Origin of the sequence: Chryseobacterium capnotolerans, assembly GCF_021278965.1 — a bacterium.
In the GTDB taxonomy this organism is placed as follows: Bacteria; Bacteroidota; Bacteroidia; order Flavobacteriales; family Weeksellaceae; genus Chryseobacterium; species Chryseobacterium capnotolerans.
This window is the reverse complement of the sequence record NZ_CP065589.1, coordinates 3,733,472-3,746,369: the sequence shown is the minus strand read 5'-3', so window position 1 is coordinate 3,746,369 and position 12,898 is coordinate 3,733,472. Positions and strand designations below refer to the sequence as shown.

General features: G+C 36.9%; 10 protein-coding genes and 1 pseudogene. 2 read left to right on the top strand and 9 right to left on the bottom strand.

The features are described from left to right. Positions 1–84: 84 nt before the first annotated feature. The 7 genes and pseudogenes from fahA to H5J24_RS17930 form a co-directional block, all read right to left on the bottom strand. Positions 85–1,332, bottom strand: coding sequence for a fumarylacetoacetase (gene fahA, locus H5J24_RS17960; RefSeq protein WP_068939576.1), 1,248 nt, complete (start codon positions 1,330–1,332; stop codon positions 85–87). 56 nt (positions 1,333–1,388) lie between these two features. Beyond that, entirely contained in the window at positions 1,389–1,850 is a 462-nt protein-coding gene (locus H5J24_RS17955) for a hypothetical protein (RefSeq protein WP_068939571.1), read from the bottom strand. Between the two features lie 73 nt (positions 1,851–1,923). After that, complete coding sequence (gene hppD, locus H5J24_RS17950) at positions 1,924–3,054, bottom strand: 4-hydroxyphenylpyruvate dioxygenase (RefSeq protein WP_068939570.1); 1,131 nt, start codon at positions 3,052–3,054, stop codon at positions 1,924–1,926. 388 nt (positions 3,055–3,442) lie between these two features. Next, on the bottom strand, positions 3,443–4,093 hold the full coding sequence (locus tag H5J24_RS17945) for a hypothetical protein (protein ID WP_232815747.1): 651 nt from the start codon (positions 4,091–4,093) through the stop codon (positions 3,443–3,445). A gap of 138 nt (positions 4,094–4,231) precedes the next feature. Continuing rightward, positions 4,232–5,505: pseudogene (locus H5J24_RS17940) on the bottom strand (acetyl-CoA hydrolase/transferase family protein). Between the two features lie 219 nt (positions 5,506–5,724). Continuing rightward, positions 5,725–7,236 carry a succinyl-CoA:acetate CoA-transferase ScpC gene (scpC, locus tag H5J24_RS17935; RefSeq protein WP_068939567.1) on the bottom strand — a complete coding sequence of 504 codons (1,512 nt, stop codon included), beginning with the start codon at positions 7,234–7,236 and terminating at the stop codon, positions 5,725–5,727. Positions 7,237–7,420: 184 nt separating this feature from the next. Beyond that, complete coding sequence (locus H5J24_RS17930; RefSeq protein ID WP_068939565.1) at positions 7,421–8,572, bottom strand: homogentisate 1,2-dioxygenase; 1,152 nt, start codon at positions 8,570–8,572, stop codon at positions 7,421–7,423. 122 nt (positions 8,573–8,694) lie between these two features. On the opposite strand from H5J24_RS17930, the gene H5J24_RS17925 reads away from it, so the two are divergent. Together H5J24_RS17925 and H5J24_RS17920 are read left to right on the top strand one after the other, a co-directional pair. Then, complete coding sequence (locus H5J24_RS17925) at positions 8,695–10,764, top strand: TonB-dependent receptor plug domain-containing protein (protein WP_185124641.1); 2,070 nt, start codon at positions 8,695–8,697, stop codon at positions 10,762–10,764. A gap of 50 nt (positions 10,765–10,814) precedes the next feature. After that, positions 10,815–11,222 carry a thioredoxin family protein gene (locus H5J24_RS17920; protein WP_228407563.1) on the top strand — a complete coding sequence of 136 codons (408 nt, stop codon included), beginning with the start codon at positions 10,815–10,817 and terminating at the stop codon, positions 11,220–11,222. Positions 11,223–11,400: 178 nt separating this feature from the next. Here the strand turns inward: H5J24_RS17920 and H5J24_RS17915 are convergent, their stop codons facing one another. Further along, positions 11,401–11,877, bottom strand: coding sequence for a cupin domain-containing protein (locus H5J24_RS17915; protein ID WP_068939561.1), 477 nt, complete (start codon positions 11,875–11,877; stop codon positions 11,401–11,403). A 3-nt stretch (positions 11,878–11,880) separates the two neighbouring features. Beyond that, positions 11,881–12,873: an NADP-dependent oxidoreductase gene (locus H5J24_RS17910; RefSeq protein WP_068939559.1), complete on the bottom strand. Its 993-nt coding sequence runs from the start codon at positions 12,871–12,873 to the stop codon at positions 11,881–11,883. Between the last annotated feature and the right edge of the window lie 25 nt (positions 12,874–12,898).

Here is a 12,898-nt window from a genome sequence, read left to right as displayed (position 1 = left end):
TATTTAATACTAACTGTTTTACAGCATATTTCTAGCGATGCCATGCTGAGCGAAGTCGAAGCATATAATGGTTATATCTTATTTCTAAAGTGTTGGGATAATTTTCCCTGAAACTTCACCGAAACCTACTCTCACACCATCTTTTTCAGCCCAGGCCTTCATGGTAACGGTATCGTTATCTTCAATGAATTTTCTTTCTTCACCGTTGCTTAATGATAAAGGATTTTGGCCTCTCCATGTTAGCTCAAGCATAGAACCGAAAGATTTTGGATCACTTCCTGAAATCGTTCCACTTGCGTACATATCACCAACTTCTACATTACACCCATTTACGGTGTGATGAGCCAGTTGTTGGGTCATATTCCAGTACATGTGTTTATAGTTGCTTTCGCAGATCAGGTTTTGTTCTCCGTTTTCAGGTTGAATATATACTTCAAGGTTGATATCGTAGTTTTTGTCTCCTTCAAATTTCAAATAATCTAAAACTTCAGGGTCCTGTGTAGGAGAAGCTGTTCTGAATGGTTCCAACGCTTCAAGGGTAACTACCCATGGAGAAATAGATGAACCGAAGTTTTTTGCAAGGAATGGTCCTAGTGGAACATATTCCCATGCCTGGATGTCTCTTGCAGACCAGTCGTTGAATACAACCATTCCGAAGATCGCATCTTCAGCATCTTTAATGGAAATACTTTCTCCCATCTCTGTATTTTTGTTGATGATGAAAGCCATTTCCAGTTCAAAATCTAACTGCTTACAAGGTCCGAAAACAGGCTTGTCAGCATCAGCAGGTTTTGTCTGCCCTTTCGGACGATTAATTTCCGTTCCGGAAACAACAATAGAGGAAGCTCTTCCATGATAACCTACCGGTAAATGCTTCCAGTTTGGTAATAATGCATTCGCAGGATCACGGAACATTTTTCCTACATTGGTAGCATGCTCAATGCTGCTGTAGAAGTCTGTATAGTTTGGAATGTGAACAGGCATCATCATTTTTACCTTATCAAGGTCATAGAAAGCCTCTTCAATTGTTTTTTGATCTTTTGACAAAGCAGACCCTTCCTGTAATAATGCCTGGATTTTGGTACGAACTGCATTGGTAACAGGTTTACCCAGTTCAATAAATTCATTGATGGTATAAGCTTCAAAAACGTTATCGTCCAAGCCTTCAATGTCTTCAAAATAGCCAAGATCATAAAGGGTGGCAAGATCAATAACCTGATCTCCGATTCTTGTACAGCATCCGATATATTCTTTGTTGAATACTGCCACTCCGAAAGGAATATTGTGTATAGAAAAATCCGAATTTGAGGAATAGTCTACAAATGATTTCATAAGTTTAGATTTTAGTTAGATTAAAATATCATCCTGAGAAACTTTCCCCCGAATGTTTATTTTGCCTTTTTTGAGTAAGAGGTTTCATCAATCCATCGGTCTCTGGTATTGACATCGATGAGATAGAGAATATTGTCCTGTTGGGTAAGCAATAGTGTTTTTGTAACAGGCATAGGGATCTTTTTGCCTTCCAGCACATCCGCCCGTAAAGAAATGATGTTCTTTTTTCTGACAATATCGCCGGTAAAAACATTGGAACTGCTTTCTCCGGTGGCTTTATCATCAAAAACTTCTACATAGGTGGCGTTGTTCCCTTTAATAACAATAAAATCTCGTTCCGTATGATCGGCTTCATCTTTAATGAAGACAAATTTTTTGTTATCAATATCTACCTTTTCAAGATTCTGATTGATACCTCTTCTTGCTTCAAGTCTGTCCAGAACTGCATTCAGTGATCCATATTGTGCTTTTACACCTAAGGCTCCAAAGAATAAAATTCCAATTAAAAGTTTTCTCATTATGCTGTGTTTTATAAAAAAGTTTTGTCAGAACCTTGCATCCTGACAAAACTAAATATTTTTGGTTGTAAAATTAAAGATTTCCTCTTCTTTCCTGTTCTCTTTCTAATGCTTCGAACAATGCTTTGAAGTTCCCGGCTCCAAAACTCTGTGCACCGTGTCTTTCAATAATTTCGAAGAATAGAGTAGGACGGTCTTCTACAGGCTTAGTAAAGATCTGTAATAGATATCCTTCTTCATCATGATCAATAAGTATACCTAAGTCTTGAAGTTTCTTAAGATCTTCATCAATATGACCCACTCTTTGAGGAACCATATCATAATAAGCTTCTGGTGGAGCTGAAAGGAACTCTACACCGCGCTTTTTAAGTTCAGTTACTGTATGGATAATGTCTTTGGTAGCAACAGCAATGTGCTGTACCCCTTCTCCCTCATAGAAGTCAAGATATTCTTCTACCTGGGATTTCTTTTTACCTTCTGCAGGTTCGTTAATAGGGAATTTCGCATATCCGTTTCCGTTGGACATTACTTTAGACATCAATGCAGAATATTCTGTATTGATCTGTTTGTCATCAAAAGAAAGGATGTTTACAAATCCCATTACTTTTTCATACCATTCTACAGTAGGGATCATTCTGTTCCAGTCTACGTTTCCTACGCAGTGGTCTACATACAATAAACCAGCTTCTTCAGGCTTGTAGTCACTTTCCCATTTCTCATACCCAGGCATGAAAGCTCCGTTGTAATTTTTTCTTTCTACAAACATGTGAACAGTTTCTCCGTACGTATAAATTCCGGACATTTTTACTTCACCGTGCTCATCAGTTAAAGTTACTGGCTCTAAATAAGGTTTTCCACCTCTTTTAGTTGTTTCTTCGAATGCTGCATACGCGTCATCTACCCAAAGTGCCAAAATTTTTACTCCGTCACCATGTTTTTTTACGTGTTCGTTGATAGGAGATTCAGAAGTAAGTCCTGTAGTAAGCACTAATCTGATTTTCCCTTGTTGAAGCACATAAGATGCGCGGTCTCTTACTCCTGTTTCAGGACCCGCATATGCTACAGACTGAAAACCGAAAGCGGTTTTGTAATAATGGGCAGCCTGTTTTGCATTTCCTACATAAAACTCAATATAATCTGTACCGTTGATCGGTAAGAAATTCTCTGCTTGAGCAATCTTCTCGGCAAATGTAAGTGTTGACATATTTTCTCTTTTACTTTTATTTTATTGGTATGCAAATTACAAAATTCTTGGATATAGCGAAAATATTACGGCCGATTCATTGAAGATATTTAACATAAAGTTCAAGAAGTGTTCACTTAAGTATATTTAAGTTTCGTAAGTTTAAAATAACCTGCCTACATTTGTAATACAAAAAACAAGTGAGAAAAAAATATTTCGAACATGAAAGCCGCAGATAATCTCTGCGGCTTTCTTATTTTTAATTGTTATACAGTGGTTTCTATCTTTCTGTTGAGCATTCCGGCATCAGGATTATAATTGTCCCAGATCTTCCAGGTATCATCTATTTTTTTGAAGAAATAAATTTGGGTACTGAGCTGGTTAACAAAATGTTCCTCACCGGTTTCTCCTACTTTAAATAATAAATTCCAGAATTCCTGGGTCTCCAGTATTTTTTTTCGGGTTCATCCGTTACTACATGAATGTCAAAAACTTCATAGTTGGAACGGTTATTCTTGGTGACCAGTTGAAAGTCTTTTTCACAAAGCTCTTTGCTGAACTGTGAAATTCTTTCCAGAAACGGTGAATCATCAAATACCAGATCCTTGAAAAGTTCAGTATTATGATTGGGAAACTCTTTGCAGAACTCAAAAGCCTTGGCACAATAGTCATATACCAACCTGGTCATGAATGACAGTTCATCAGTTCCATCAGATTCTTTCTTTTTATGTCTTACAGAAAGGATATAGTCATTAAGGTCTTTGTAGCCCAGGAAAATGCATATTTTATCCAGGGTTTTTAAGAATCTTAAATCGCTGTGGGTTTTATCCTGATAATCGTTTTCAAAAAAACGCTGTAGGGTAACATGGGAAATCGTATTCCCGATCTCAAACTTTTTACCCCCTTTAAGTTCTTCAGCTTCAGAAAGTTCATCTTTAATGATTTCGGAAAGAATAATATAATGGCTTCTCTTCCATTCACTCACATTCCCCAAAACAGAATTCCTTACCTTCGAATGCTTTACAACTTCTTCTCGTATAGAATTATATATAGTCTTCAATTTCCTCGTTTTAAAAAGAATTTTATCAAAAATACTGCCAGAATATTAAGGCATTTTTATGATTTGCTGGTATAAGTTAAAGATATATTTTTAAATTCTAAATAAAAATTAAAGTTAAAATATGTTATTATTTGATAATCAGTGCTTAAACCTTTCAAAAGCAGCTCTTTCAAGCATCTCTCTGTCATCGGGATGGGCAATGCTAATGAGCTCCTGTGCTCTCTGACGAAGGTTTTTACCATATAGGTAAGCCGTACCATATTCTGTAACCACATAATGAATATGACCTCTTGTAGTCACTACACCTGCTCCTTGCTTCAGAAAAGGAACAATCCTTGACACTCCTTTTTCGTTCTTGCAGTGATCGCAATAATGGGTTTTCCATCTTCACTTAATGCTGCTCCACGCATAAAGTCCATTTGTCCGCCGATGCCGCTATATTGTAAAGTTCCGATAGAGTCGGCACAGACTTGTCCTGTAAGATCAATTTCAATCGCAGAGTTGATGGCTACCAGTTTTTTGTTCTTCATGATATTGATGGGGAAGTTCACCTCACTTACATCTCTGAAAGCAAAAACGGTATTATCGTCCACATAATCATATAGTTTTCTGGTTCCGAAGCAGAAGCTTGTAATGGTTTTATTATCGTTATAGCCTTTGTATTTGTTATTAATAACATCATCCTGAATCAGGTCTATGACCCCATCACTCAGCATTTCTGTATGAATTCCAAGGTCTTTATGGTTATGCAGACATTGTAAAACAGCATCAGGAATGGTTCCGATCCCCATTTGCAGGGTAGAACGGTCTTCGATAAGTTCCGCTACATTTTTCCCTACCAGCATTTCTTCAGGGCCTACTTTAGAACTGTAATCTACAGTATGAAGCTCTACCTCATGCCAAACCAGTTTATGGATTCTGCTGATATGGATCATTCCGTCTCCATGAGTTCTTGGCATTCTTGGGTTTACCATTGCCACAATAGTTTTCGCTGTATCTACGGCTGCTCTTGCAATGTCTACTGAGGTTCCCAATGTACAGAATCCATGTTTGTCAGGTGGAGAAACAGTGATCAGTGCAACATCCAGCGGTAGGATGTTTTTTCTGAATAAGATTGGAATTTCACTTAAAAATACAGGAACAAAGTCCCCTCTATCTGAGTTTACAGCTTCACGAACCGGTGTAGATACGAATAAGGAATTGATAAAAAATTTGTCTTTATACTCCGGTTTTGCAATTTCTATGTTTCCCTGCTGGGTAATAGAAACCATTTCTACATTATCTAATCTGTGTGCCTGTCTTGCCAGTTCGTCAATCAGATAATTCGGAGTGCATGCGCTGCCGTGAAAAAAAACACGGTTACCGCTTTTTATCGTATATATAGCTTCTTCTGCGCTGATATAATTATTCATATTTTATCTTTTTATTATAAAATTCCTGACTAATTCTTATTCATAAATGCCTAACCTCTCTCAAAGATAATCTTTATATCTCTATTTATTTAAAATATTGTAAAGGAGATTAAAAGACTTTTATCATATTAATGAATCATCTAAATGTAATAAAAAAAATAAAGGACCAAATGCATAACATCTGATCCTTCTATAAGGTTTAATTGGATTGTAAAATTCTTAATTGGAAACTTCAGCTGCTATCTGCTGCTTCATGCTTCCGGTTTCAGAGAAACGTAAATGCCAGCTGAAAGCTTCTTCCAGCAGGTGAGGGGTATGCCCTCCACGTTCACAGGCTCTGTCAAAATAAGATTGCAGCTCTTCTCTGTAATCAGGATGAACACAGTTATCAATAATTTTCTGAGCTCTTTCTCTTGGGGCTAATCCTCTTAAGTCAGCTAATCCAACATCGGTAACCAAAATGTCAACATCATGTTCGGTATGGTCTGTGTGAGAAACCATTGGAAGCACATGGGAAATATTATTTCCTTTTGAAGCGGCCTGAGTTACAAAAATACTTAAATAAGCATTTCTGGCAAAGTCTCCGGAACCACCAATTCCGTTCATGATTTTTGTTCCGCCGATATGAGTAGAGTTTACATTTCCATAAATATCAAATTCAATGGCTGTATTGATGGCAATTACTCCCAGTCTTCTGATCAATCCTGGTGTATTGGATATATTCTGAGGTCTTAGAACAAATTTGTCTTTATATTTTGAAAGATTTCCTAATACTCTTTCATAGCAGTCTTTTGAAACGGTAATAGAAGATGCAGAGGCAAAGCTTAATTTACCAGAGTCTATAAGATCAAAGGTGCTGTCCTGAAGAACCTCTGAAAACATCGTTAAGTCATAGAAATTACTGTCTTTAAATCCTGTAAGTACAGCATTCGCTACTTTTCCGATTCCTGCCTGAAGTGGTAATAATCTGTCTGTAAGACGTCCTAACTGAACTTCATTTTCAAAGAAGGCGAGAAGGTGTTTGGCGATGGCTGTTGTTTTCTCATCCGGTTCTGCAATATCAGCAGGGCTGTCTTTCAGGTTAGTAAAAACAATGGCTTCAATTTTATTAGGATCTACAGGAATACTTTTTCTCCCAATTTTATTCCATGGTGCAACGATTGGAATAACATTTCTGTATGGATAATCTTCAGCCTGGTAAATATCGTGGATTCCGTACACTTCTTCCGGGACTTCTGTATTGATTTCGATGATCACTTTTTTAGCCAGAGCAGCAAACGTCACTGAATTTCCTACTGAAGTGGTAGGAACAATACTTCCGTCTCTTTCAATATAAGCAGCTTCTATAACAGCTACGTCAATGCTTTGGAGATTTTTGGTGTGAAGCAATTCAGCACTTTCACTTAAATGCTGGTCGATGAAAAGAATTTCACCTTTATTGATTTTGTTTCTCAAAGTAGGATCTACCTGGAAGGGCATTCTTTTCTTTAAAACATTCGCTTCAGCCAGTTTACCATCGGTACCATGACCTAATGAAGCGCCGGTCATTAAAGTGACTTTAAGGTCTTCTGTTTTTCCTCTTTCTGCGAGTGCCGGCAAAATGGCTTTGCTGTCACCTGCTTTTGTAAAGCCGCTTGACCCGATGGTCATCCCGTCTTTAATCATTTTTACAGCGTTTTCAGCTGTAGTTACCTTTTCGTGTAGACTTTCTAATCTGATTCTTTCTAACATGTAATATTGATTTTTATTAAACCACCATTACTTAGGATGCGATATGAAAAATAATGATGGCCGTATATGTGAACCATACCTTACAAATTTACGAAAAAAGCTGCTTTAAATAAAGGATTTAAAGCAGCTTTTGTATGTATTCAGTAATAGTTTTCCTCAATAACAGGAAAGGCCTTTTTCTGTTTTATTCTAACCATGAAGTTTTATAAGATGGATCTTCCACTTTTAAAGCTTCTTCCGTAATTTTTAAAGGACGGAAAGGGTCTACCATTACCGCATATTCTTCAGTGAATTTTTTACCGATACTTCTTTCCATTGCTCCTGGATGAGGACCATGAACGATTCCTCCCGGATGAAGGGTGAAGTCCATTAAGTCGATATGGTTACGGCTCATAAAATCACCTTCTGTATAGAACAAGACCTCATCAGAATCAATATTGGAATGATTATAAGGAGCTGGAATTGCCTGTGGATGGTAGTCATACATTCTTGCACAGAATGAGCATACTACAAAGTTATGGGCTTCAAAATTCTGGTGAACCGGTGGCGGTTGGTGAATTCTTCCTGTAATAGGTTCAAAGTTTTTGATATTAAATTTATAAGGATAAAAATATCCGTCCCAGCCTACTACATCAAACGGATGTGTTGCATAGATGAAGTCTGTGATCTGGTTTTCTTTCTTTACTTTAATTAAGAATTCTCCTTTTTCATCCTTAGGTTCTTTGAAAACTGGAGCAATAATGTCTCTTTCGCAGAACGGAGAATGTTCCAATAACTGCCCGAATTCATTTCTGTATCTTTTCGGAGTGTAAATAGGAGAGTGGCTTTCCAGTACGAAGAATACTGTATTTTCAGATTGTAATTCCACCTGATAAATAGTTCCTCTCGGAATAATAAGATAATCGCCGGTTACAAATTCAAGATCGCCCACAAATGTTTTCAAAACCCCGGTTCCTTCATGTACGAATAAAAGTTCGTCACATTCTGCATTTTTGTAGAAATAATCCATTGATTTTCTTGGCTTGGCCAGTCCCATTTTCAGGTCGTTATTCATCAAAAGGATCTTACGGCTGTCCATGAAATCATCCTCAGGAGTTACATTCATTCCTTTGAACATTCTTGGCGTAATATTTTTATCCACCGCAATTTTCGGAGTTACATCTTTCGGCTCCCCGATTGATTTGATCTGTGTTGGGCGGTGAATATGGTACAATAGAGAAGAGATCCCATGAAAGCCTTCGGTTCCGAAAAGCTGTTCATAGTAAAATTTATCTTCCGGAGATTTAAAGACTGTATGCCTTTTTTGTGGGATGTTTCCCGATAGATGATATCTCATTTTACTTTCATATGTAGTTTCTCAAATTTAATCATTTTTCATGAATTGGCTCAATCAAATATTTACAGACAAGTTTTGTATTTCAAAAATAATTGTTAGATTTGCCTAACAATTTTAATTTCATGAAGCGAATATTATTTTCTATTACTTTTTTATCCTCGTATTGTTTTGCCCAGGAGACAGACAGTTTAAGTTTAAATCAACCTATAAAAACAGATTCCGCAAGGGTTACAAAAAAAGAGTTTAAGACAAGTACTATTGATGATGTGGTGGTTACCGGAACCATAAAACCGATGAGCAGGTCAAAAAGTCCTGTGGCAGTTGAAATCTACAGTCAGAAATTTTTTCAGAAAAATCCTACTCCAAGTATTTTTGAAGCCATCGCAATGGTCAATGGGGTAAAACCACAATTGAATTGCTCGGTATGTAATACGGGAGATATTCACATAAACGGTCTGGAAGGCCCCTATACTATGATTCTGATAGACGGAATGCCTATTGTAAGCTCACTTTCCACGGTGTATGGATTAAGTGGTATTCCCAACAGTTTGGTAGACAGGATAGAAGTAGTCAAAGGCCCGGCGTCTTCTATTTATGGTTCTGAAGCAATGGGAGGGGTTATTAATATTATTACAAAAAATGCTTTGACAGCTCCAAAACTGAGTGTAGATATGATGACGAGTACCTGGGCTGAGAATAACCTTGACCTTTCTACCAAGTTTAACCTTGGAAAGAATGTTGCTTCATTATTGAGTTTAAATTATTTCAGCTTTAAAGAAAGGATAGATCAGAACAAAGACAATTTTACAGACTCTACTTTACAGGATAGGATTTCTATTTTTAACAAATGGAATTTTAAAAGAAAAGATAACAGGCAGGCTAGTTTTGCGATGAGATATTTATATGAAGACCGTTTTGGGGGTGAAATGCAGTGGAATAAATCTTTCCGTGGAAGTGATGAAGTGTATGGGGAAAGTATTTATACCAACAGAGCTGAGGTTTTCGGGTTGTATGAATGGCCGATGAAAGAACATGTTGTGACTCAGTTTTCTTATAATTATCATGACCAGAATTCATTTTATGGTGCTAATCCCTTCAATGCTTTGCAAAAAGTAGCCTTTGTGCAAACCTATTGGGACAGAAGTTTCGGAAAACATGATATTACCGCAGGGGTAACTTTTAAAAGAACTTTTTATGATGACAATACTCCAGGAACACTGGCATCAGATGGGGTAACGAATGCTCCGATGAAGTCGCCGATTTGGGGAGTGTTTGTTCAGGATCAATGGGAGATTAATGATAAAAATACCTTGTTGTTAGGCTATCGTTATGATTATGATAAGGTACATCATTCTGTACATTCCCCGAGATTTGCTTGGAAGTTTTCCCCGAACCCGTATCATACGCTAAGATTCAATTTCGGAACAGGATTCAGAGTAGTTAATCTTTTTACTGAGGATCATGCAGCATTGACAGGTTCCAGAGAAGTGGTAGTGAAATCAGATTTGCAGCCTGAAAGATCTGTGAACGGAAATTTAAATTATATCTGGAAGATTCCTGTAGGAACAAGAATGGTGAACCTTGATGCATCTGCGTTCTATACCTATTTCAGTAATAAAATTGTTGGTGATTTCGATTCTGATCCGAATAGAATTATATATGATAACCTTCATGGATATGGAATTTCCAGAGGAGCTTCCTTGAACGTAGATTTCAGTTTTGCCTTCCCATTAAGCGTTAATTTGGGAGTAACGTATCTTGATGTCTATCAGAAATACGATGATGCCAATGAAAAAACGCAGCAGCTTCACGCTCCAAAATGGAGTGGAACTTATAATCTGACCTATAAATTTCCTAGTAATCTGACCATAGATTTTACAGGACAGTTGTATGGGCCAATGAGACTTCCTGTTTTACCGAATGATTTCCGTCCTGAGTATTCTCCATTCTATTCGCTGGCTAATATTCAGGTTTCAAAGAGTTTTAAGTCAGGATTTGAAGTCTATTGTGGTATTAAAAATTTATTCAACTTTACTCCTAAAGATCCTCTGATGAGGCCTTTTGACCCGTTTGATAAACATGCTGATGATCCCATCAGCAATCCAAACCATTATACTTTCGATACAGCATACGGCTATGCTCCAATGCAACGTATCAGAGGATTCCTGGGAGTAAAATATACACTAAAATGAGACCTTTTGCTTTATTTTTAATGTTTGTGCCCTGTCTTTATTTGTCTCAGATGAAGACAGGGACTTTTTCTGAGCTGGAGCATCTGCAAAAAGAATCTCCTAAGCCCGTTGTAATCCATCTTTATACAGATTGGTGCTCAGTTTGTAAAATAGAATCTTATCGTTTGAATAAAGATAAAGATCTGGTGGAAATAATGAACGATCACTTTTACCTGATTCATTTTGAGGCTGAAAAAACCAGGGAAAAAATCAGTTTCCAAGGAAAAGAGTTTGAGTACTTATCCAATGGAAATTCGGGTATTCATGAATTAGCCTTGGCATTGTCTAAAAATAAGGAACAGCCTGTATATCCGTTGTGGATTTTTCTGGATAAGAATCAGAATTTAGTATACTATCAGGAAGGATTACTGACTCCTGAAAAAATGAAACAAAAATTGTTGGAGATTTCCGCCTTATAGGATAAGAAACGTTTAAAAATCTATGTTGCTATGTGTTTTAATTTTTTGAACCACATAGCAACATGGATTTTGTACATTATTTTATCGCTTGTGAAATTTCCAATAAAAATTAAAGCTCTTACAGATTATACAGATATTTTTTCATCTGTGAAATTTGTGAAATCCGTGGGAAATATTTTTACTTTATAACCTCAGCGTCTATTAAAACAGCCAGTTGTATGCATGGCTCATCGGACTTGTTGCTCCATGCGTGGTTGGTGCCTCGTTGGATTACGATGTCTCCAGGTTTTAAAAGTGTTTCTCCTTCTTCCATGATCAAATGAAGCTCGCCGGAAAGAATAATAATATAATCTAATGTGGGAGTCTGGTGCATCATGGGATGAGGCTCTCCTTTTTTGAATTCAAATCCTAAATCTTTATCTGGTGGAACAACCACATATCGGAAATAGGTTCCGTTTTTAGGGGTTTGCGGAAAACCAGTGTTTGGAATTGGGGTTTCAAAGCCTAAGCTTGCAGGCATTGTCTGAGTGTTCCATACGTCTGAAATAATCAGCCCGGGGAAATGTTCTACTGCATTTTCAACCTGTTGATCTTCTATAATGATAGATTTTCCGTCTTTAATTCCTGTTACGATGCGTCTTGGTATTTTGTTCATTAGTTATGAATTTTTCATGATAAGTTTATGACCTTGGGTCTGATTGTTTTTAAGGATAGAGTGTGCTTCCAGAACAGTTTCCAAAGAAAGATTGCCTATTATTTTATATTGTGATGGAATGATGATGCTATTTTCAATAAGTTGTGCAATTTCGTCCAGACTGTTTTTGTAGTAATCATACTGCTTAACCATGCTGTACGAATAGTTAGAGATATTCATCATTACAGTTCCTTTGTTGAAGAGAAGTTCATGAGCTTTTTGGGTGACAAGAGCTGTGACATCTACATAAGTTCCATTGATTTTTAATACCTCAGCTGTGATTTCAGCCATATAATTTCCAACCAGATCAATTCCAATATCAAAAGGCAGATGCTGGTTAGCCTTTAATATATTTTCTACAAGATTGTCTTCTTTGTAATTAACAATCTGATGATTTTTTACCCCCAGATTGAGAAGCATTTTTTTATTTTCCTCACTACCAACAGTAGCAATGAAGTTGTCTATATGATGAGCCAATAAAATTTTGATTAAAAAGGAACCTACTCCTCCGGCAGCACCGGTAATAAGAATAGTTTGCTCCGGCTGTAATTTCAGTCTTTTAAAAATTTGCAAGGAAGTCAATCCTGCTGATGGAATAGAAGCTGCCTGTTCAAAGGAAATATTTTTAGGTTTGAGTGAAACGATAGCTTCGGGAACTGAAATATATTCGGCATAAGTACCATTGCTTCCCATAGAACCGCTGCCACAAAATACTTCATCTCCGATGTTAAACTGAGTGACATCAGCTCCTTTTTCTACAACAATTCCTGATAATTCTCTCCCTAAAATGGGTGAACGGATTAATTTTCGTTCCAGTTCATTCTCCAACATTTGGTAATCGATCGGGTTGAAACCACTGGCTTTGATATGAATTAATACTTCATTATTTTTGGGTTGAGGTTTTTCAATAAAACCGTCTTCAAGTTTAAAATTCTTATTTAAAATAACCGCTTTCATATTGTTAATTTGATGTACAAATGTA